At 64.0% G+C, this 20252-nt stretch carries 21 protein-coding genes; 13 read left to right on the top strand and 8 right to left on the bottom strand.

What is annotated here, in order from left to right; genetic code table 11:
• The first annotated feature begins 119 nt into the window (after positions 1–119).
• From C404_RS38625 to C404_RS38610, 4 genes are read left to right on the top strand one after another with little or no spacing between them, the layout of a single operon-like run.
• Entirely contained in the window at positions 120–809 is a 690-nt protein-coding gene (locus C404_RS38625) for a tetratricopeptide repeat protein (RefSeq protein ID WP_021194118.1), read from the top strand.
• Positions 810–862: 53 nt separating this feature from the next.
• Entirely contained in the window at positions 863–1435 is a 573-nt protein-coding gene (locus C404_RS38620) for a peptidylprolyl isomerase (protein WP_031329146.1), read from the top strand.
• Between the two features lie 50 nt (positions 1436–1485).
• Positions 1486–1992 carry a peptidylprolyl isomerase gene (locus tag C404_RS38615; protein WP_021194116.1) on the top strand — a complete coding sequence of 169 codons (507 nt, stop codon included), beginning with the start codon at positions 1486–1488 and terminating at the stop codon, positions 1990–1992.
• The gene (locus tag C404_RS38610; RefSeq protein WP_021194115.1) at positions 1989–2813 is read left to right on the top strand and encodes a UDP-2,3-diacylglucosamine diphosphatase; all 825 of its coding nucleotides are present in this window, start codon (positions 1989–1991) and stop codon (positions 2811–2813) included. The genes C404_RS38615 and C404_RS38610 overlap by 4 nt, the downstream gene beginning before the upstream one ends.
• Before the next feature lie 19 nt (positions 2814–2832).
• Here the strand turns inward: C404_RS38610 and cysE are convergent, their stop codons facing one another.
• Entirely contained in the window at positions 2833–3618 is a 786-nt protein-coding gene (gene cysE / locus C404_RS38605; protein ID WP_342447402.1) for a serine O-acetyltransferase, read from the bottom strand.
• A gap of 110 nt (positions 3619–3728) precedes the next feature.
• Entirely contained in the window at positions 3729–4610 is an 882-nt protein-coding gene (locus C404_RS38600; protein ID WP_031329145.1) for an RNA methyltransferase, read from the bottom strand.
• Positions 4611–4732: 122 nt separating this feature from the next.
• Between C404_RS38600 and C404_RS38595 the strand changes: the two genes are divergently transcribed.
• On the top strand, positions 4733–5545 hold the full coding sequence (locus C404_RS38595; RefSeq protein WP_021194112.1) for an inositol monophosphatase family protein: 813 nt from the start codon (positions 4733–4735) through the stop codon (positions 5543–5545).
• 65 nt (positions 5546–5610) lie between these two features.
• On the opposite strand, the gene C404_RS38590 is transcribed toward C404_RS38595, so the two are convergent.
• The 3 genes from C404_RS38590 to C404_RS38580 all read right to left on the bottom strand — a co-directional run bounded on the left by C404_RS38590 (position 5611) and on the right by C404_RS38580 (position 7163).
• Positions 5611–6069, bottom strand: a complete 459-nt coding sequence (locus C404_RS38590) for a DUF2846 domain-containing protein (protein WP_021194111.1) — start codon at positions 6067–6069, stop codon at positions 5611–5613.
• A complete protein-coding gene (locus C404_RS38585) occupies positions 6066–6461 on the bottom strand; it encodes a hypothetical protein (RefSeq protein ID WP_037011383.1) in 396 nt (131 codons plus the stop codon). Before C404_RS38585 ends, C404_RS38590 begins: the two co-directional genes overlap by 4 nt.
• A 156-nt stretch (positions 6462–6617) precedes the next feature.
• The gene (locus C404_RS38580) at positions 6618–7163 is read right to left on the bottom strand and encodes a helix-turn-helix domain-containing protein (RefSeq protein WP_021194109.1); all 546 of its coding nucleotides are present in this window, start codon (positions 7161–7163) and stop codon (positions 6618–6620) included.
• Positions 7164–7254: 91 nt separating this feature from the next.
• On the opposite strand from C404_RS38580, the gene C404_RS38575 reads away from it, so the two are divergent.
• Both C404_RS38575 and C404_RS38570 read left to right on the top strand, forming a co-directional pair.
• The gene (locus C404_RS38575; protein WP_021194108.1) at positions 7255–7959 is read left to right on the top strand and encodes a glutamine amidotransferase; all 705 of its coding nucleotides are present in this window, start codon (positions 7255–7257) and stop codon (positions 7957–7959) included.
• Positions 7956–8663, top strand: coding sequence for an MOSC domain-containing protein (locus tag C404_RS38570; RefSeq protein ID WP_021194107.1), 708 nt, complete (start codon positions 7956–7958; stop codon positions 8661–8663). The genes C404_RS38575 and C404_RS38570 overlap by 4 nt, the downstream gene beginning before the upstream one ends.
• Here C404_RS38570 and C404_RS38565 read toward each other — a convergent pair whose 3' ends face one another.
• Together C404_RS38565 and C404_RS38560 are read right to left on the bottom strand one after the other, a co-directional pair.
• Positions 8664–10469 (bottom strand): methyl-accepting chemotaxis protein, encoded by a 1806-nt coding sequence (locus C404_RS38565; RefSeq protein ID WP_021194106.1) that lies wholly within the window; start codon positions 10467–10469, stop codon positions 8664–8666.
• Between the two features lie 88 nt (positions 10470–10557).
• A complete protein-coding gene (locus tag C404_RS38560; RefSeq protein WP_021194105.1) occupies positions 10558–12399 on the bottom strand; it encodes a methyl-accepting chemotaxis protein in 1842 nt (613 codons plus the stop codon).
• Positions 12400–12607: 208 nt separating this feature from the next.
• Between C404_RS38560 and C404_RS38555 the strand changes: the two genes are divergently transcribed.
• The 4 genes from C404_RS38555 to C404_RS38540 all read left to right on the top strand — a co-directional run bounded on the left by C404_RS38555 (position 12608) and on the right by C404_RS38540 (position 17880).
• Positions 12608–13495: a LysR family transcriptional regulator gene (locus tag C404_RS38555; protein ID WP_021194104.1), complete on the top strand. Its 888-nt coding sequence runs from the start codon at positions 12608–12610 to the stop codon at positions 13493–13495.
• Between the two features lie 4 nt (positions 13496–13499).
• Positions 13500–14009: a GNAT family N-acetyltransferase gene (locus C404_RS38550; RefSeq protein ID WP_021194103.1), complete on the top strand. Its 510-nt coding sequence runs from the start codon at positions 13500–13502 to the stop codon at positions 14007–14009.
• Positions 14010–14137: 128 nt separating this feature from the next.
• The gene (gene mutS / locus C404_RS38545; RefSeq protein ID WP_021194102.1) at positions 14138–16792 is read left to right on the top strand and encodes a DNA mismatch repair protein MutS; all 2655 of its coding nucleotides are present in this window, start codon (positions 14138–14140) and stop codon (positions 16790–16792) included.
• Positions 16792–17880 (top strand): hypothetical protein, encoded by a 1089-nt coding sequence (locus C404_RS38540; RefSeq protein WP_021194101.1) that lies wholly within the window; start codon positions 16792–16794, stop codon positions 17878–17880. The genes mutS and C404_RS38540 overlap by 1 nt, the downstream gene beginning before the upstream one ends.
• A 51-nt stretch (positions 17881–17931) precedes the next feature.
• Here C404_RS38540 and C404_RS38535 read toward each other — a convergent pair whose 3' ends face one another.
• On the bottom strand, positions 17932–18459 hold the full coding sequence (locus C404_RS38535; RefSeq protein WP_021194100.1) for an FKBP-type peptidyl-prolyl cis-trans isomerase: 528 nt from the start codon (positions 18457–18459) through the stop codon (positions 17932–17934).
• Between the two features lie 11 nt (positions 18460–18470).
• Between C404_RS38535 and C404_RS38530 the strand changes: the two genes are divergently transcribed.
• Together C404_RS38530 and C404_RS59210 are read left to right on the top strand one after the other, a co-directional pair.
• Positions 18471–19712 (top strand): ribosomal protein uL16 3-hydroxylase, encoded by a 1242-nt coding sequence (locus C404_RS38530; protein ID WP_021194099.1) that lies wholly within the window; start codon positions 18471–18473, stop codon positions 19710–19712.
• Positions 19713–19950: 238 nt separating this feature from the next.
• Positions 19951–20205 carry a hypothetical protein gene (locus C404_RS59210; protein ID WP_031329142.1) on the top strand — a complete coding sequence of 85 codons (255 nt, stop codon included), beginning with the start codon at positions 19951–19953 and terminating at the stop codon, positions 20203–20205.
• Positions 20206–20252: the final 47 nt, after the last annotated feature.

The raw sequence follows: 20252 nt of genomic DNA, 5'->3' as shown, positions 1-20252 counted from the left end.
GCGGGCTGTCAATGCACCCGGCATGCTCTGCGTCAAGAACCTTTTCCGGTGCGCATTGCCGCTGCTGCGCACAAAGACGGTTTGTTAGAATGCGGCGGAGTATAACGGAACCGATTCTCATGAACAGACCGCTGCGAGATCGCGCTGCAACCCCGCACGCTGCAACCCTGTGTGCTGCCATCGTGAGCGCCCTGCTTGCCACGTCAGCCGCGCCCGCCTTTGCCCAGACCGCCGGCATTGCCCTGCCGGCCGATCTGACGCCCAGCACCCAGAAGCAGCCGCAGGTCGCGCGCCAGAAGCGCATCGACGACTGGCTGGCCAAGAAGCAATACACCCAGGCGCTGACAGAACTGGACAAGGAGATCACCGAGCAACCGCGCAATGCTCAGGCCCGCTTCCAGCGTGGCGTGGCGCTTGCCGGCCTGGGTCGTGGTGACGACGCCATCGTTGCGTTCAGCCAGATGACGCAGGATTTCCCCGAACTGCCCGAGCCGTACATCAACCTGGCCGCGCTCTATGCGGAACGCGGTGAGCTGCAGCGCGCTCGCGAGAGCCTCATCATGGCGAGCCGCGTGGCGCCGGAAAATGCCCAGGCGCAAGCCAACCTCGGCGATGTCTACGTCCGCCTGGCCGCGCAGTCCTATCAGGGCGCGCTCAAGCTCAACCCCAAGAACACCACTGCGCGCGCGCGCCTCGATGCCCTGCCCAATGTGCCTGGCGTGCGTCCGGCGCCCGCGCCCGCAAAACCCACCGCTCCTGCTGTTTTGGTGCCCGCCGCCAGCAACGTGAGCGACAAACCGGCCAAGTAACCACAAAAAACGGCCGATCCCGTTTTCCCACCCCAAGCTCTCTCTCCCAGACCATGCTCCGTATCCGCTCTCTCTTTGCCGGGCTCGTATGCGCACTGGCCGTGTCCGCTGCTGCAGCGGCCGCACCGGCACCACGCGTGCAGTTCAAGACGTCGATGGGCAACTTCACCGTCGAGGTCTACCCGGACAAAGCCCCCAAGACCGTCGCCAACTTCCTGCAGTACGTGAAGGACGGCTTCTACAAGGGCACGATCTTCCACCGCGTGATGGACGGCTTCATGATCCAGGGCGGTGGCTTCACGCCCGATATGAAGCAGAAGGACACCCGAGCGCCGGTCGAGATCGAATCGAAGAACGGCCTGAAGAACGACAGGTACACGATCGCCATGGCCCGCACCATGGACCCGAATTCCGCCACGGCGCAGTTCTATGTGAACGTGGTCGACAACAGCATGCTGAACTACCCTGGTCAGGACGGTTACGGCTATACCGTCTTCGGCAAGGTAGTCGACGGCACCGACACCATCGACAAGATCAAGGCGGTGGAAACCACCACCAAGTTCCCGCACCAGAATGTGCCTGTGAAGCCGATCCTGATTGAATCGGCCACGGTCGTCTCCAAGTAACGCCCGAGCAACACCGGAACAACGTATCCGCATCCCCCTAGGAAATCATCATGACCACAGTCAAGCTGCACACCAACCACGGCGACATCACCCTGCTGCTGGACGCTGAAAAGGCACCGAAGTCGGTCGCCAACTTCATCAACTACGTCAAGAAGGGCCACTACAACGGCACGGTGTTCCACCGTGTCATCAAGGGCTTCATGATCCAGGGTGGCGGCTTCGAAGCCGGCCAGGACATGAAACAAAAGCCGACCGATGCCCCGATCGAAAACGAAGCCAACAACGGCCTGAAGAACGAGCGCGGCGCCATTGCCATGGCACGCACCAACGATCCGCACTCGGCCACGGCCCAGTTCTTCATCAACACGGTCGACAACGACTTCCTGAACCACACCTCCCCCACACCGCAAGGCTGGGGCTATGCTGTGTTCGGCAAGGTCGCCGAAGGCATGGACGTGGTCGACAAGATCCGTGGCGTGCGCACCGGCAACCGCGGCTTCCACCAAGACGTGCCGATGGAAGACGTGGTGATCCAAAGCGCCGACGTGATCGAATGAGCGACGCAGCGCACGCCTCACCGGCATCCGCGCTGAAGACACCGGTCCGGGTTTCCGGGCCGGTGTTTTTTATTTCGGACCTGCACCTGACGGCCAGCATGCCAGCCACGGCGGCCGCGTTCGAACGCTTCATGCGCACACGCGCTCGCGCAGCACGCACGCTGGTCATCCTGGGTGACTTCTTCGAATACTGGGTCGGCGATGAAGAGCTTGCCGATCCGTTCCACCAGCACGTTGCCAATCTGCTCGCTGAACTGGCGAGCGCCGGCACACGCGTGCTGTTCATGCACGGCAACCGCGATTTCCTGCTCGGCAAACGCTTCCTGGCTGTCGCACATGCGACGTTGCTGCCCGACCCCAGCATCCTGGAAGTCGATGGACAACGCATCGTGCTTGCGCACGGCGATGCCCTCTGCACGCGCGACACGGCCTACATGCGCTTTCGCCACTGGACGCGCAAGCGCTGGGTACAGCGGATTTTCCTGACGATGCCGCTGCGCTGGCGCATGAAGATCGCGCAGAAGATGCGTGCGGAGAGCGAAGCCGGCCGGGCCGTATCGGCCAACGTGGCGGGTGAACCACGGGCCGCCGCTATGATGGGCGACGTCGCACCCGAAGCGGTCGATGCGCTGTTCAAGACATCGGGCACACCCACGCTGATCCACGGCCACACGCACCGTCCGCAACGGCACCACGAGCCGAGCGGTGAACGCTGGGTCCTCTCCGACTGGGATTTCGATCAGGCGCAGCCGAGCGGTAGAAGGGGCAGCTTCCTCAAGCTGGAAAACGGTGCGCTGACGGTCGAGCAAGTGACGGCGTAGGCTGCCGCCACTCGCACGATTACTTCAGCATCCGCTTCAACTCGCTCGCATCGAATGGATCGTTCGGCGAGTTTTCAAGATGCGCGCCCAGACGATCCAGTGCAGAACGAATCGACTCGATGCGTTCCTGCTGAAGCTCGCTGTGGTCGATCAACCGCTTGAGCGCCAGCGACACCGGATCATCCGCATCCGGCGTAATGCCATAAGCCGAGAACTCCTGCTTGAGCGCTGACTGGGCCTCGGCCGCCACGTCGCGTTCGATGATGCGCGCCGGAATACCGACGGCCGTCGCACCCGGCGGCACCGGCTTGAGCACCACGGCGTTGGACCCCACGCGCGCGCCATCGCCGATGACGAAGCCGCCGAGCACCTTGGCGCCTGCACTGACCACCACGCCCTTGCCGAGCGTCGGATGCCGCTTGGCGCCCTTGTATAGCGAAGTGCCGCCCAGCGTCACGCCCTGGTAGATCGTGCAGTCGTCGCCGATTTCGGCCGTCTCGCCAATCACCACGCCCATGCCGTGATCGATGAACACGCGACGGCCGATGCTCGCGCCCGGGTGAATCTCGATGCCGGTCAGGAAGCGACCAAGGTGTGAGAACCATCGCCCCAGCAGTTTGAAGCCGCCGTGCCAACACGCATGCGCGACCCGATGGACGATGACGGCGTGCAGACCCGGATAGCAGGTCAGCACTTCCCAGCGGCTGCGTGCGGCTGGGTCTCGCTCCATGATGGCGCCAATATCTTCGCGAATGCGTGTGAACATCTTGGTTCGTGTGTGGATCGTTATATCAATATGCGCGATGCGCTGAGGGCAGTGTAAGGCATTCCCTTGGCCTTCTACGGCAAGGGTTTTGGTCAAACATGCAGGGGGATGCCGCCCCGCTTGGTCAACAACGGGGGCTTTCAGGGCGATCAGCGACAGTCGTCGGCGGCGCCCGTGGGCGTCTTGGTCACGCCAACCGCCTCACCACGGCGGCCAAGCATGCGCTTGGCGATCCCGCGCAGGATGTTGACCTCCTCGGCCTCCAACTGCGTGCGGGCAAACAGACGCCGCAGGCGCGGCATCAGCTTCTTCGGCTGGGCAGGGTCGAGAAAACCAATCTCGACCAAGCCCTGCTCCAGGTGCTCGAACATCCCGTCGATCTGCTCGGCGGTGGCCGGTTCGCCGACAAAGCCGACGCCGTCCATGCGGGTGTCGCCCGTGCCGGTGTCGGTCAGCAACGCCATGCGCACCTCGTACGCAATCAACTGCACCGCCTGCGACAGGTTCAGCGACGCATACGCCGGATTGGCGGGAATGTGCGTGACGACGTGGCAGCGGTCCACCACCTCGTTGGGCAAACCGAAACGCTCGTTGCCGAAGACGAACGCGACGGTCGTATCCGGCGCGGCCAGCAAAGCAGCCACCTCTTCCGCAGCGGCGCGCGGGCCGATGCGACGCGGGCCGAATTCGCGCGGGCGGGCCGTCAGGGCAATGGTGAGCGAAGCACCTGCCAGCGCTTCGCCAATGTCGTCGACCACGCGGGCGCCAGCCAGGACGTCGTCAGCGCCGCTTGCCATGGCAACGGCATCGGCGTGGGATTGGGCATCGGCCTCGCGCGGGCGCACGAGTACGAAGCTGCCTGCATTCCCAAAGCCCATCGTCTTGAGCGCACGTGCTGTGGAGCCGACATTGCCCGGGTGGCTGGTCTCGACCAGCACGAAACGGCAGCGCGCGGCGCGCTGGCGCAACGTTTCGGGGTCGGCTGGGGTGGGGGTTGGTATGGTTTCCGGGGCGCCGGAGGCGGGGTTCATATACAATACGGCCACTCTTTTGACGGCGGAATCTTGTCCGCCGTTCGTTCTTCCACAATTCGCTGTGTTGTTCGCCTGCCGTCGTTTCCACTGAGAAAGCACGCCAGGCGCGGAGATCCGTCATGCATCCGATGCTCAATATCGCCGTCCGGGCTGCTCGCAAGGCCGGCACCATCATCAACCGCGCGTCCTTCGACGTCGATAGCCTGCGCACCGAGCGCAAACAACACAACGATTTCGTCACCGAAGTCGATCGCGCAGCCGAAGCCGCGATCATCGAAGTCATCAAGACGGCTTACCCCGATCACGCGATTCTAGCGGAAGAGTCCGGCCAATCCTGGGCCGACGGTGAAACCGTCAGCGAAAACGTGTGGGTGATCGACCCGCTGGACGGCACCACCAACTTCATCCACGGCTTCCCGCAGTACTGCGTGTCGATCGCGCTGATGCAGCGTGGCGTGGTCACGCAGGCCGTGGTGTACGACCCGACACGCGACGAGCTCTTCACCGCCTCCAAGGGCGCGGGCGCCTTCCTGAACAACCGCCGCATCCGCGTCACGCGCCGCGACAAGCTGGCCGATTGCCTGATCGGCACCGGCTTCCCGTACCGCGACATGGAAGGTCTGTACGACTACACTCGCCTGTTCGCCACCATGACGGAAAACTGCGCTGGCCTGCGCCGCCCGGGCGCTGCCGCACTGGACCTCGCCTACGTGGCATGCGGCCGCCTCGACGGTTTCTTCGAGCAAGGCATCAATGCGTGGGACATGGCTGCCGGTTCGCTGCTGATTACGGAATCGGGCGGCCTGGTCGGCAACTACTGCGGCGAAGCCGGCTACCTGGACCAAGGCGAAATCCTGGCAGGCAACCCGAAGGCCTTCGTGCAGATGCTCAAGATCACGTCGCCGTTCTCGCGGTCGAAGGCATCGGAATAAATCTGCCCCGCCTGAAAGAGAAAAAGCCCGCCAAAAAGCGGGCTTTTTTAGTTGCAGCGCTCTCGTTACTTCTTGGCGGCCGGCGGCTCGTTCGGTGCGAAGCTGAGCGACGGCAGTTCGGACTGCGCCTTCTCCGGCGTTTCCAATTCCGGCACCACGCGACCCACGATCAGACCCAGCGACGGCGAGGTGCGCACGTACTTGGTCTCACCCGCGTCCAGCGCGAAGCTCAGCGTCTTCTCGGTCTCGGTTGCGGTCGACACAACGTACTTGCCTGCCGGACGATCGACGAAGAAGAAGCCACCCGGCTTGGACTGCCCCACCACTTCGCTGTTGAGCTTGATGTCCGGTTGCAGTGCTGCGCCGATCAGCGACGACGAACGGAAGAAGTACACGCGGCCCTGATCCTGCTTGATCGTCGGGATGGTCGAGGCCATCTCGGAATACTTCACGCCCGAAGCGCACCCTGCCATGAGGACGGTAATACCAATGGCCGAAGCCAGTGCGCGCAAAACTCCCTTCATTGTGGTTCTCCTGTTGTGATTGGAACAGCTGTGGAAAGCGGGGAATACGCCTGCTCACCCGGCAGGTAGAAACCCACCAGGCGTTGATCCGCGATGACGAGATAGGCCTCGTGAACCTGGCGGCCTTCGATCGTGAAGATCGTGCCAACCGGGCGATAAACCACGCCCTGCGGCACCGTGCCCACGCGCTGCCAGTTCGAGCCTGCCGCGAGCGTGCGCGTGTAGCCCGTCTCCAGGCGAATCTCGGTTGGCGTTTTCAGTTGGAGGCGCGACGCGCCTGTCGCGCTATCGGCGGTCAGCGCAGCCGGCGCGGTGGATACCATCGGCGCACACGCGCCAAGGGCGGCTACGGCAATGCATACCGCAGCAAAATGCATCATTGGCTTTCGCACAACTCACTCCCTGATCTTGTTATGGGTGCCGCATGACGCTGAAGCGGCGTTTGTGGGGAGCGATCTTAGTGAAGTGCTGCAGAAGTGGCACCCCCCCGAGCGTGATTTTTCGTGGGGATGGCGATACAGATTTCTAAGAGCAGATTTAAGTAATATTTAGCGTGCAGCGCCCAGGGGACTGACAACAACCAACACCTCCGCCTGCTCCGCCCCCACCGAGCGCGTCCGATGCGGAATGCGCGCATCGAACACCACCGAATCCCCGGCAGCCAACTGCACGGTCTGACCAGCAAAAGCAACTTCCACCTCGCCGCGATGGACGAACAGCAACTCCTCGCCGTCGTGCTCCTTGAACGGCGACGCGCTGAAATCGGCGGGCGGAAAGATCACGAACGGCAGCAGCGTCTTGCCGCTGCGTTGCGTGGCGATCCCTTCGTACCGCGGCTGCGTGCCGATGCTGCCGACGCGCGTGCGCTCCCCCGCCCGCACGATGGTGATGGCAGCAGATGAGGCGGTTTCGCCGAACAGGTCTTCGGTCGGCACACCGAGTACCTGTGCCAACTTCATCGCCACAGCAATCGACGGCACCGAGACGCCGCGCTCGACCTTGGACAGGTAGCTCTTGGTGAGGCCGGTGCGTTCGGCCAGCGTCTCGAGTGTCCAGCCGTGGTTCTTGCGCAGCGGTTTCAGACGTACGGTCATGGGGACAATCGTGTCATTGATATCGCCATTATTGTCACATAGGACACCTTGTGTCATACAATGCAAACCTGCCGATACCTCCCGCCTGACCATGAAAACCGCCCTCGCCCTGCGCCACGTTCCGTTCGAACATCTCGGCATCCTGCTGCCGCTGCTGGAAGCACGCGGCTATGCGGTGCGCTATGTGGACGTCGGGGTGCAATCCGCACCAGCTGACGACATGGCCACGGCTGATTTGCTGATCGTGCTGGGCGGCCCTATCGGCGCGTATGACGACGCGATGTATCCATTCGTGCGCGACGAGGCCGAGGCCATTGCGCAACGACTGGCGGCACGCAAGCCGCTGCTCGGCATCTGCCTCGGCGCGCAGTTGATGGCGCGGGCGCTAGGTGCGGCAGTCAAGCCGATGGGGGTGAAGGAGATCGGCTTTGCACCCGTCACGCTCACCGCCGAAGGCCTCAATTCACCGCTCGCGCCGCTGGCCGACGGCACGCCGGTGCTGCATTGGCATGGCGACCGCTACGACCTACCATCCGGCGCGCGCCGGCTCGCCTCAACGGCCACTTGCGCGGAGCAAGCCTTCGCCATCGGCGATCACGCACTCGGCCTGCAATTCCACCTGGAAGCGAATCTCGATGAGCTGGAGGTGTGGTTGATCGGGCATGCGGCGGAACTTGGCGCGGCGGGCATTGACCCTCGCACGTTGCGTGAGCAAGCACCGGCAATCGCTGAACGCCTGGCACAGCGCGCTCGCGATGTGTTCACTACCTGGCTCGATCGCACGGAGGCTGCATGACGTTGCCCGCCCCCATCCGCATCGACACCCTCCTCACTGGCCGCGCCGTCGACTACACGCGCCCCGGCTCACGCAGCGCCATCGACAAGCGCCCCGTGGCCGATGCAGTGCAAGTGGACATCAACGGCATCGTCGGCGACGAACAAGGTGACCCGCGCGTGCACGGTGGCCCCGACAAGGCGATCCACCACTACCCGTTTGACCACTATGCCGCGTGGCAGGCAGACATCGGTGCGCTGCCAGTGCTCGCGACACCAGGCGCGTTTGGCGAGAACCTGAGCACCACCGGCGTGACCGAAGCGGACATCTGCGTGGGGGATCGCCTGTGCGTGGGCAACGTGGTGCTGGAGGTGTCGCAGCTACGCCAGCCGTGCTGGAAGCTCAACGATCGCTTTGACACGCGCGACATGGCCCGCCGCGTGCAACACACAGGGCGCACCGGCTGGTACTACCGGGTACTGGAAGGCGGCACGCTGCGCGCGGGCGACACGCTGGCATGGCTCGAACGCCCATGGCCGCAATGGCCGCTGGCGCGCGTGCTGGACGTGCTCTATCGCGACATGCTGGATCGCGCCGCGCTGGAAGACATGCTGGCGCTGCCGCTCACGCCGTCGTGGCGCAAGCTCGTGGAGGGCCGCCTCACGCGCGGCGAGGTGGAAAGCTGGGCCAAGCGCATCGATGGCCCAGCAAGCACAACGGCCTGATCAGAAGGTTTCCCAATCGGCGTCAGAGCCGCCACCGGCCACGGCCAGCGGCGGCTTCTTGGCGGGTGCGGGCGCCGCAGGCGCGGAGGCCGCCGGCTGAACAACCAGCTTCGGCTCACGCTTGCGAACCGCGGGGCTCAATGATTTGACGGGCTTGGCCGGCTTGACGGCCACGCTTTTTGCAGTAGCCGCTGGCTTGGCGGGCTTCGCCAGTTGAGGCGCTGCGAACGCGACCGTCTCGGCACCATCCAGACGGAACTGCGACACCACCTGCGTGAGGTTCTTCGCCTGTTCTTCGAGCGACTGCGCGGCAGCCGCGGCCTCTTCCACCAACGCGGCATTCTGCTGCGTCACCTGCTCCATCTCCGACACCGCCTGGCCGATCTGCATAATGCCCTGCGTCTGCTCCGTCGATGCGGCGGCAATGTCTTCGACGATGTTGGCGACGCGGCGCACGGCTTCCACCGTCTCGGCAATCGTCTCCCCCGCCTGCGATACCTGCGTGTGACCTGCTTGCACGCGAGACACCGAATCGTCGATCAGCGTCTTGATTTCCTTGGCGGCAGCCGCGCTGCGCTGGGCCAGCGCACGCACCTCACCTGCCACCACGGCAAACCCGCGACCCTGCTCACCGGCCCGCGCAGCTTCCACCGCCGCGTTGAGCGCGAGGATGTTGGTCTGGAAGGCGATACCGTCAATCACGCCGATGATGTCGGCCATCTTGCGCGAGCCCGCGCTGATGTCATCCATGGTGGCCACCACGCCACGCACCACCTCGCCGCCACGCGATGCCAGATCGGCCGCATTCGATGCCAATGCACTGGCTTGGCGGGCGCTCTCGGAGTTGTTGCTGACCGTGGAGGTCATCTGCTCCATGCTGGCGGCCGTCTTCTCCAGCGATGCCGATTGCTGCTCCGTGCGCGTGGACAGATCCAGGTTACCGCTGGCGATTTCATGCGCGCCGGTGTTGACCGAGTCGGAACTGCTGCGCACCTGGCGCACGGTGTTCACCAGGCTCTCACGCATGCGCGCCACCGCCGCCAGCAGGCGACCAAGCTCATTGCGACCACCGGTTTCGACATGCACCGCCAGATCGCCTTCAGCCACGCGCGAGAGCACCGTCACCGCTTCATTGAGGGGCGAGATCACGAACGCCTTGAGCGCATAAAACACGGCCACGATCAGCGCCAACGCCAGCGCAATGCCCAGCGCAACGAACTTGAGGATTGTTTGGTAGCGCGCGAGGCCGTCGTCGGTCTGGTCCTTTGCCAACTGTTTGACGCGTTGCTGGAAGCTTTCGATCTGCGCCGACCACGCTGCGCCCGTGTCCGTCACATCCTTGTAGTTGAGGGGCGCATAGGCCGCGGCATCGCCTGCACGCAGGGCCGCCAGGGCGCGCTGCACGGCTTCGATATGCGTCTGCGCGGCCTGAACGATTGACTGGCGCAAGGCGTCGTCGACACCCTCGATGGGCGGCGCATTCTTGAACGCTTCCACCTGTGCGATGGATTTCTTCAGGCCCTTCTCCGCGCTTTCAAGCGCGGCAGTCTTGGCCGCGTCGTCCATGTTCTCGCGCAGCACGCTGTACAGCCGCGACATGCCGGTGCGCGCACGCTGCATGTCCTTGTAGGCGTCATTCAGGAGCATGCTGCGATCCGAGATGTCATGCACCCGCTCCGTTGCAGCGTTGGTCGTCCGCAGTGCGAGCACACCAACCGCCGCGCCCACCACGATCATCAACGCGAACGTGATCAGAATCGCCAGCAGGCCAGCGCGCACGCTGGTGTTCTTCAGAACACGGTCCATCTTTGTCTCCGGAGTCCGGCCAGCACACGATTGCACCGTGCCGGAAGCAGGCGTGCTTGCCGCCCGCAAGGTCAGCTAGGTGAAAAGGTCAGAAGGTTTCCCAATCGGCATCGTCGCCGGCGGCCACCAGGGGCTTGGGTTTCGTCAGGCTGGCGGGCACGGCAACCGGCGCTGCAACCACAGGTTTGTCGACCGGCTTGTCAACCGATTTGCGCAGCAGCGGTGCCTTGCGCGGCGTCAGCTTGGGTTTGGCGGCTTCGGTACTCGGCTTGGCAGGTTCGCGGCGCGGCGCTTCGGCCTTGGGCGCTGCCGAGGCTGTCGGTGAAGCGGGCGCAATGGTCGGCTCAACCTTGGCAACCATTGCAGGCGCACGCAGTGCATGGGCATCGAGGCGGAACTGCGCCACCACCTGCGTCAGGCTCACCGCCTGCTCCTCCAGGGATTGCGCTGCAGCGGCCGCCTGCTCCACCAGCGCAGCGTTTTGCTGCGTAGCGTCGTCAAGCTGCGTGACGGCATGGCTCACTTCTTCGATGCCCGAGCGCTGCTCCTGGCTCGCGGAGGAAATCTCGCCCACGATGTCGGTCACACGCTTCACGCTCGCAACGATTTCGCGCATGGTCGTGCCGGCCTCTTCCACCAGCGCGCTGCCTGCATCCACGTTGTTGACGGAATCGTCGATCAACGCCTTGATCTCCTTGGCCGCTGCCGCGCTGCGTTGCGCGAGGCTGCGCACCTCACCTGCCACGACCGCAAACCCACGACCCTGCTCACCCGCGCGTGCGGCTTCCACGGCCGCATTGAGCGCAAGGATGTTGGTCTGGAAGGCAATGCCATCAATCACGCCGATGATGTCGACGATCTTGCGCGACGAGGCGTTGATCGAGCCCATCGTCTCCACCACGCGCGTCACCACTTCGCCGCCGCGTACCGCAACGTCAGAGGCGGACACGGCAAGCTGGTTGGCCTGCTGCGCGTTGTCGGCGTTCTGTTGCACCGTCGACATCAGCTCTTCCATGGCCGAGGCTGTCTCTTCCAACGAGCTGGCCTGCTGCTCGGTGCGGGAGGACAGATCCAGGTTGCCGCTGGCGATCTCGCGCGTGGCCGTGCCGATGGTGTCCGATGCGCCCTTGATGCGGCCGATGGTCTGCACCAGCGCACCGCGCATGCGGCCCATGGCGTAAAGCAGGCTGTGTTGGTCGTCAGGGCGGGTGTTGATCTCCACGGTCAGGTCACCACCGGCAATGCGGTTGGCCACGTCAGCCGCGTAAGTCGGATCGCCGCCCAGCGTGCGCTGCAGGCTGCGGTTGGCGACACCCGCCAGCGCCACCAGCGCCAGTGCCACGAGCACGAGCAGGCCACCCGTCTGGTACAGCGAGGTCATGAACGCGGCGTTGATGTCGTCCATGTAGACGCCGGTCGAGAGCACCCAGTCCCACGGCTCATAACGCATGGCGAAGGCGGTCTTGGGTACCGGCTCCGTGCCGCCAACTTTCGGCCACACATAGCTGGTGAAGCCACCATTCGGGTCTTTGGCGGCGTTGCTCAAGCCCACGTAGACGGCGTTGCCCTGGGCATCCTTGAAACCGGATTGGTCCTTGCCGTTGAACTCCGCCTTGATCGGATGCTGCACCACCCAGTTGTTCGAGTTGGTGATGGTGAAGTAACCATCCTTGTCGTAGCGCAGCGCTTTGAAGCGGTCCAGTGCCTGCTTCTGCGCGACCTCCTTGGTCAGCGTGCCGCTCTTGGTCAGGTCGTCGTACTGCTTGACCAGGTTCATGGCCATGGTGGTCACGCTGACGAGGTTGTTCTTGCGTTCCTCGATGCGGATCTCGCGCGCCTGGTAGGCGTTGAACACCGAGATCAGGGTCAACGCGATCAGGCTGATGACCAGCGGCAGCCAAAGCTTTTGGCGGAAGCTGAGCTTGCTCATTGCAGAGTCTCCGGAGTGGGAATCGATTGCGCAAAGTGCGCAATACGTCTCCCTATGGTTTTAGAGTTCCGGATGGTCTATCGGCAACGTGTTCACCAATCTTGAGTAGCCCGCGCAGGCAAGTCCTCAGCACGCTCAAGGTGAGCGTGTCTTTGCAAGAAGGCCTGCCTTGTGCAGAATATTCTTGACTGAAAATCGATAATCGACAATGAAGACCACGCTTGAAGAACTGCTCGCCTTCCGAACGGTGGTGGACACCGGCTCCGTGACGGCTGCTGCCGAGCAGCTCGGCCAGACGGTTTCGGGCGTGAGTCGTGCGTTGCGCCGGCTGGAAGAAAAGCTGGAGACCACGTTGCTGTCGCGCACCACGCGCCGTCTGTCGCTAACGGATGAAGGCACGGTGTTTCTGGCGCAGGCGCGGCAGATCCTGTCTGCCGTGGACGAAGCAGAAGAACAGATCGCCCTGCGGCGCCAGCAACCCGCCGGGCGCCTGCGGGTCAACGCGGCCATGCCGTTCATGCTGCACGTGATCGCGCCGTTGGTGCCCGACTTTCGCGCGCAGTATCCGCAGATCGAACTGGAGCTGAACACCAACGATCTCATCATCGACCTGTTGGAAGAAGACACCGACGTCGCCATCCGCATCGGCACGTTGCGCGATTCCACGCTGCGCGCGCGGCTGCTTGGCACACGCCGACTGCGCGTGCTGGCAAGCCCGGCCTATCTCAAGGCACATGGCCGGCCACGCTCGGTGGACGATCTGCGCCAGCACACGCTGCTCGGTTTCGTTCAGCCTGAATCGCTCAACCTGTGGCCCCTGCGCGGTCCGCACGGCGATCATTTGCGCATCGAGCCCGCGCTCAAGGCATCCAGCGGTGAGACCTTGCGCCAGCTTGCCCTGCAAGGCGCCGGCATCGTCTGCCTGGCCGACTTCATGACCGCCGAAGACCGCCGCAAGGGTGATCTCGCCCAAGTGCTGCCGGATGCCACTGTTGAGGTGCTGCAACCCATTCACGCGGTCTACTACCGCAACACACAACTGGCCTCACGCATTGCGTGCTTTCTGGATTTTCTGGAAGCGCGCCTGGCCTCCTGACCCCATGACTTCTTTACACGTACTGATCCGCCCTGAAGCCCCCGCCGACGCGGCCTCCATCGAAGCCGTCACCATTGCCGCCTTTCGTGAGGCTGAGCACACAAGCCACAACGAGCAGGACATCGTCCGCGCGCTGCGCGAGGCAGGTGCACTCACCGTTTCGCTGGTTGCCGAGCGCGATGGTGCGGTGGTCGGACATGTCGCCATCTCACCGGTATCGATTGCCGATGGCACGTCCGGCTGGTTTGGGCTCGGGCCGATTTCCGTGCTGCCAGCGGAGCAAGGCTGCGGCATCGGCGCCTGCCTGATGCGCGCCGCGCTGGACCAGTTGCGCACGCTGGGCGCGGCAGGCTGCGTTGTGCTGGGCGACCCGGCCTACTACGGCCGCTTCGGCTTTCGTGCAGAACCTTCGCTCGTGTTTCCTAGGGTGCCGGCAGAATACTTCCAGGCCTTGATCTTCCGGGGCACGCTGCCGAACGGCGCTGTCACCTACCACCCTGGGTTTTACGCATAACGTTGCGGACAATTCGCCAGGAAGCCGCTGCCCACCTGTGCAACAATTGCGCGATTCAACACCTTCCGCGCGCGATTCCATCGCATCACATCGGATCACGCGCCGCGCCTTAGTACTCATTGCACCGCATGGCTGAACACTCCGCTCCGGCTCTGGAGATCGACCCGAAATACGGCCCATTCGACAAGCACACGCCGATGATGCAGCAATATCTGCGGCTCAAATCGGGGCATCCGCACACGCTTGTCTTCTATCGCATGGGCGATTTCTACGAGCTCTTCTTTGAAGACGCCGAGAAAGCCTCCCGCCTGCTCGACATCACGCTCACCGCGCGCGGCAGCTCCAACGGGCACCCGATCCGCATGGCGGGCATTCCGTTCCACGCCGCCGAGCAATACCTCGCCAAGCTGGTCAAACTGGGCGAATCGGTCGCCATCTGCGAGCAGATCGGGGACCCGGCCACCACCAAGGGCCCGGTCGAACGCAAGGTCGTGCGCGTGGTCACGCCCGGCACGCTCACCGATGCGGCGCTGCTCTCCGACAAGGTCAACAACCACCTGCTAGCCATCGCACATCTGCCGGGCAAGCGCGGTGCAGCCCCGCTGATTGGCCTGGCGTGGCTCAACCTCGTCGGCGGCGAGCTGCGCTTGATGGAGTGCAGCCCCGACCAGCTCGACCGCGAACTCGAACGCATCCGTCCCGCCGAAGTGCTGGCCGACGATGCGACGCTCAACGCCATCACTTTCGACGTCGCCCGCACACGCCTGCCCGACTGGCACTTCGACGTGGAAGCCGGCACGCGCCGCCTGCGCGAGCAACTAGGCGTCGCAAGCCTCGTCGCCTTTGGCGCGGAAACGTTGACGGCGGCACTGGCCGCCGCCGGCGCGCTGCTGAACTACGCAGCGGCAACACAGGGCCAATCGCTGCGCCACGTAATCGGCCTGACCGTCGAGCACGAAAGTGAATTCATCGGCCTGGACACCGCCACGCGCCGCAATCTGGAACTGACGGAAACACTGCGCGGGCAGGAATCGCCCACGCTGTTCTCGCTGCTCGACACCTGCGCCACCAGCATGGGCAGCCGCCTGCTGCGCCACTGGCTGCATCACCCGCTGCGTGACCGTGCAATACCGCAGGCGCGTCAGCAGGCCATCGAGGTGCTGCTCGGCAGCGATTGGCAGACGCTGCGTACAACGCTGCGCACGCTGTCCGATGTGGAGCGCATTACCGGGCGGTTGGCATTGTTGAGCGCCCGCCCACGTGATCTCTCTTCACTGCGCGACACGCTTGCACGCCTGCCCGAGATTCGTGAAGAGTTACCGCAAAGCGATGCCGCCCCGTTGCTGGCCGAGCTGTACGCCGCGCTCACGCTGCCCGAAGACGCCCACGCCCTGCTCCAGCGCGCCGTGATGGCCGAACCGGCGGCGATGGTGCGCGACGGCGGCGTCATCGCCCGTGGCTACGATGCCGATCTCGACGAGTTGCGCGACATCTCCGAAAACTGCGGCCAGTTCCTCGTCGACCTGGAAGCACGCGAGCGCGACCGCACCGGCATCGCCAACCTGCGTGTCGAGTACAACCGCGTGCACGGCTTCTACATTGAAGTCACCAACGGCCAGGCCGCCAAGGTGCCCGATGACTACCGCCGCCGCCAGACGCTCAAGAACGCCGAGCGCTACATCACGCCCGAGCTGAAAGCGTTTGAGGACAAAGCGCTCTCTGCGCAGGACCGCGCCCTATCGCGCGAAAAGCTCCTCTACGAAGAACTGCTGCAGAAGCTGCTGCCGCATCTGGCCGAATTCAAGCGCATCGCCGCCGCGCTGGCGCAGGCCGACGTACTGGCCACGCTGGCCGAGCGCGCACATGCGCTGTCATGGTCGCGCCCGACGTTGACCGATGCCCCCGGCATCGAGCTGGCGCGCGCGCGCCATCCGGTGGTCGAACAGCAGGTCGAACAGTTCGTCGCCAACGACTGCGTACTCCAAGAAGCACGCAAGCTGCTGCTCATCACCGGCCCGAACATGGGCGGTAAATCGACCTTCATGCGGCAGACCGCGCTGGTCGTGCTGCTCGCCTATGTTGGCGCCTTCGTGCCGGCCGAGGCCGCCACCATCGGCCCGATCGACCGCATCTTCACGCGTATCGGCGCAGCAGACGATCTGGCGGGCGGGCGCTCGACCTTCATGGTCGAGATGACCGAAGCCGCTGCCATCCTGCACCGCGCCACCGCCAACAGCCTGGTGCTGATGGACGAGATCGGGCGTGGCACGAGCACGTTCGATGGCCTGGCGCTTGCCTGGGCGATTGCACGCCACCTGCTCTCGCACAACCGCAGCCACACGCTGTTCGCCACGCACTATTTCGAGCTGACGCAACTGCCACAGGAATTCGCGCAGGCCGCCAACGTACACCTCTCGGCCGTGGAACATGGCGATGGCATCGTCTTCCTGCACGCTGTGCAGGAAGGCCCGGCCAGCCAAAGCTACGGCCTGCAGGTCGCGCAACTGGCAGGCGTACCGCAGCCGGTCATCCGCGCCGCGCGCAAACGGCTGGCGTGGCTGGAGCAGCATTCCGCCGACACTGGCGCCACACCACAACTCGATCTGTTTGCTCTCGCAGCGGAAACCCCCATCGACGATGAGGATGAGGACGAAGCACCAGCGGAGGCGGCCAACAGCGCGCTGACCGAGGCCCTGGCAGGCATCGATCCCGACGACATGACGCCGCGTGAAGCGCTCGACGCGCTGTACCGGCTCAAGGCGCTGTCCACCCCATCAGCCTGATGCCCCGGCCCGGCTCGATTTCGCGCACGCTCAAAGGCATCGCCATCGTGTTGGCGATGCTGGTGCCGGCTGCCGGAATGGCAGCCACGTCCGCGCCCAAGGATCCCAAGCCGGCCGCCCCGTCCAGCTTCACCTTCGCGATCATCGGCAACGTGCCCGAACGCGCCGACGAGGAAGGCCCGGCACGCACGCTGCTCGACGCCATCGACGCCGAACACCCGGCCTTTGTCGTCCATCTGGGCAACCTGAAGGGCCGCGATGAGTCCTGCGCCGACACCCTGCTCGAAGCACGCCACGATCTGCTCAACAGCCTGAGCGCACCGCTCATCTACATACCCGGTGACCACGATTGGAGCGACTGCCAGCGCCCCGCTGCCGGCCGCTTCGACCCGATCGAACGCCTGCTGCGCCTGCGCGAGTTGTTCTACCCCGACGACAACACGCTCGGTCAGCGCGCCATGACGATCATGCGCCAGTCCGATCAGGTCAAGTTCCGCAGCTACCGCGAGAACACCCGCTGGGAAACCGACGGCGTGCTGTTCGTCACCCTCAACGTGCCCGGCGACAACAACAACTACAAGACCGCGGGTGGGCGCAACGGTGAATATGAAGACCGCCTCGAAGCCAATCGCCAGTGGCTGGCGCGCGCCTTCGGCGTGGCCCGCCAGCGCAAGGCGCCTGGCGTGGTCATCATGATGCAAGCTGACCCGCTGTTTGAAGATGGCTGGGAGCGGCGTCGCGCGCCAAACCTGCTCGACGGTCTGCTGCGCCGCCGCCCGCACGACGGCTATCTGGCACTCAAGCGCCAGTTGCGCACGCTCACGCGCGACTATGACGGCGCCGTCCTGCTCATCCACGGTGCCAGCCAGACTTTCCTGCTCGATCGTCCGCTCAAGGATGAAGACGGCCGCCCGGACCCGCATGTCATGCGTGCCCGCACGTATGGCTCGCCCACGCTCGATCAATGGCTGGAAGTGTCGGTCACGTCGGGCCGCACACCACTGTTTCACGTGCGGGGTCGTCGCATCGCCAGCGAACCGCCGCCGGAGGCGGTTCCCACACCCGTACAGTCCATACCCGCACAATAAAAAACGGGAGCCAAGGCTCCCGTTTCTCATGTGTGCTGCAGAATCAGACGATCAGTGCAGCGTGTGCGGCTTGTCGTCGTCTTCATCCTCGTCGACCACTTCGAGGCCGGTTTCGCCGTGCACGTGGCCGTGCTCGATCTCTTCGGCAGTGGCTTCACGCACGTCCGTCACCTTCAGCTCGAAGCGCAGCGCCATGCCGGCCAGCGGGTGATTGCCATCCAGCACAACCTTGTCTTCCGCCACGTCCGTAACGGTGTAGACGACGGCGTCTTCCTCGTCCCCGTCTTCAGGCACGCCCTCGAACTGCATGCCGACTTCGAGCGGCTCCGGAAAGCGGTCACGCGGCTCGATCTTGATCAGCTCCTGGTCGTAGTCGCCAAAAGCGTCATCCGGTTCCAGCTGCAGCTTGGTCTCGAAGCCTTGCTCCTGGCCGTCCAGCGCTTCCTCGATCTTGGGGAACGTGCCATCATAGCCGCCGTGCAAGTACACCATCGGCTCATCGGATTCCTCGATGACGTTGCCCTGCGCGTCGGACAGTTTGTAAGCCACCGACACCACCGTATTCTTCGCGATTTTCAATTGCGCACTCCATGAACGAAGTCCCATTATACGCTGCCGATGGCGGCGTCCAAGGCAGCGACCAAACTGCCCTTCCGGCGGGACGTCCGGCACAGCTGCTGGGCGGTCTGTCACCACGCGATTTCATGCGCACACACTGGCAAAAGAACCCTCTGCTGATCCGCCAGGCGCTTTCCCCTGATGAGATGCGTGCGCTGCACTTTCCATTGTCACCCGAACGGGTGCTGGCGCTGGCGCAACGTCCGGACGTCGAATCCCGGCTGATCGCCCAGTCGCGCGGGCGCTGGTCGTTCACGCAAGGCCCGTTTGACGAGCGGCCGCTGCCCTCACGCAAGACGCGCAACTGGTCCGTGCTTGTGCAGGGCGCGAACCTCGTAGAACCGGCGGTTGAAGCGCTGATGCAGCGTTTCCGCTTCATTCCCGACGCGCGGCTCGACGACGTGATGATCAGCTTCGCCACCGACGGCGGCGGTGTCGGCCCGCATTTCGATTCGTACGACGTGTTCCTTCTGCAAGCCCACGGCAAGCGCCGTTGGCGCATTTCCGCCCAGGACGATCTCACGCTCGTGCCGGACCTGCCACTCAAGATCCTCGCCAACTTCCAGCCCGAGGAAGAGTTTGTGCTGGAGCCCGGCGACATGCTTTACCTGCCCCCACACTACGCGCACGACGGTGTGGCCGAGGGCGACTGCATGACGTATTCGATCGGCTTCCGCTCGCCGTCGTACCGCGAACTGGCCGGCCACTTCCTCGGCTTCCTCTCTCAAACGCTGGAAGACGATCCAAACTTTGAAGGCCGCTACACCGACCCCGAGCAGAAGCCCACGGAGCACCCCGGCGAACTGCCGGTCGCCATGGTCAAGGCGCTCACGCAGAAACTCAACGCGCTGCGCTGGACACCCGAGCTCGTCGGCGAATTCCTCGGCGCCTACCTGACCGAGCCGAAAGACCATATCGACTTCATCACCCAGCCGCGCTTACCGCTGGCGCGCTTCACTGCCCGAGCACGCAAGGAAGGCGTTGTACTGGACGCGCGCACGCAAGCGCTCTACAGCAGTCAGCACTTCTGGATCAACGGCGACACATTTGAGCCGCCGGGTACGCTGCTTGCGTGGCTATCTGCGTTATCTGACCGACGCAGCGCCAGCGGAGCATCCGTCGATGCAGTCGCCGATCTGCCGGACCTGATGGATACGCTGCATGCCTGGTATGAAGAAGGTTGGCTGCGTCTGGCAGGACCTGGGACGCGCTGATTCGCGCTGAAACAGATCGTTACAAAAGCGCATGAATCGCGTCTGCTGTAGGCCGGACTCGGCTACACAGGGTGTGTAAAGGTCGCTATAATCCGTTGCTAGCTTGCTGGCCGGGACTGCCTTTGCGCGGCTTGGCTGGAAGCACAGAAGAAGGTGTCGTTCCAGAGCGATAATTACCGGTAATTATTCATCGCCCTTTGTGTTGTCTGCTTTCCATATCCAGTTTAAGGATCGAAAAATGAAAAAGTCTCTCCTGATCGCCTCGCTGATGGCTGCTGTGGCTCTGGCCGCTTGCGGTAAGAAGGAAGAAGCTGCTGCTCCGGCTGCTGCTCCGGAAGCTTCGGCTCCGGCTGCTGCTGCTCCGGCCGCTTCGGACGCTGCTGCTCCGGCTGCTGCTTCGGACGCTGCTGCTGCCCCGGCTGCTGCTGCTTCGGACGCTGCTGCTGCTCCGGCTGCTGCCTCGGACGCTTCGGCTCCGGCTGCCAAGCAATAATCGCGTTTCTCGCGAGACAAAAAAGCCGACCTCGGTCGGCGTTTTTA

The sequence above is a fragment of the Ralstonia sp. AU12-08 genome (assembly GCF_000442475.1).
In the GTDB taxonomy this organism is placed as follows: Bacteria; Pseudomonadota; Gammaproteobacteria; order Burkholderiales; family Burkholderiaceae; genus Ralstonia; species Ralstonia insidiosa.
Note: the sequence above shows the minus strand (reverse complement) of the source record. Positions and strands in the feature narration are given on the sequence as shown.

Coding starts and splice junctions, on each gene's coding strand:
- C404_RS38625 (WP_021194118.1), top strand. CDS start 120: ATGAACAGACCGCTGCGAGATCGCGCTGCAACCCCGCACGCTGCAACC.
- C404_RS38620 (WP_031329146.1), top strand. CDS start 863: ATGCTCCGTATCCGCTCTCTCTTTGCCGGGCTCGTATGCGCACTGGCC.
- C404_RS38615 (WP_021194116.1), top strand. CDS start 1,486: ATGACCACAGTCAAGCTGCACACCAACCACGGCGACATCACCCTGCTG.
- C404_RS38610 (WP_021194115.1), top strand. CDS start 1,989: ATGAGCGACGCAGCGCACGCCTCACCGGCATCCGCGCTGAAGACACCG.
- C404_RS38600 (WP_031329145.1), bottom strand. CDS start 4,610: ATGAACCCCGCCTCCGGCGCCCCGGAAACCATACCAACCCCCACCCCA.
- C404_RS38595 (WP_021194112.1), top strand. CDS start 4,733: ATGCATCCGATGCTCAATATCGCCGTCCGGGCTGCTCGCAAGGCCGGC.
- C404_RS38590 (WP_021194111.1), bottom strand. CDS start 6,069: ATGAAGGGAGTTTTGCGCGCACTGGCTTCGGCCATTGGTATTACCGTC.
- C404_RS38580 (WP_021194109.1), bottom strand. CDS start 7,163: ATGACCGTACGTCTGAAACCGCTGCGCAAGAACCACGGCTGGACACTC.
- C404_RS38575 (WP_021194108.1), top strand. CDS start 7,255: ATGAAAACCGCCCTCGCCCTGCGCCACGTTCCGTTCGAACATCTCGGC.
- C404_RS38570 (WP_021194107.1), top strand. CDS start 7,956: ATGACGTTGCCCGCCCCCATCCGCATCGACACCCTCCTCACTGGCCGC.
- C404_RS38565 (WP_021194106.1), bottom strand. CDS start 10,469: ATGGACCGTGTTCTGAAGAACACCAGCGTGCGCGCTGGCCTGCTGGCG.
- C404_RS38560 (WP_021194105.1), bottom strand. CDS start 12,399: ATGAGCAAGCTCAGCTTCCGCCAAAAGCTTTGGCTGCCGCTGGTCATC.
- C404_RS38555 (WP_021194104.1), top strand. CDS start 12,608: ATGAAGACCACGCTTGAAGAACTGCTCGCCTTCCGAACGGTGGTGGAC.
- C404_RS38550 (WP_021194103.1), top strand. CDS start 13,500: ATGACTTCTTTACACGTACTGATCCGCCCTGAAGCCCCCGCCGACGCG.
- mutS (WP_021194102.1), top strand. CDS start 14,138: ATGGCTGAACACTCCGCTCCGGCTCTGGAGATCGACCCGAAATACGGC.
- C404_RS38540 (WP_021194101.1), top strand. CDS start 16,792: ATGCCCCGGCCCGGCTCGATTTCGCGCACGCTCAAAGGCATCGCCATC.
- C404_RS38530 (WP_021194099.1), top strand. CDS start 18,471: ATGAACGAAGTCCCATTATACGCTGCCGATGGCGGCGTCCAAGGCAGC.
- C404_RS59210 (WP_031329142.1), top strand. CDS start 19,951: ATGAAAAAGTCTCTCCTGATCGCCTCGCTGATGGCTGCTGTGGCTCTG.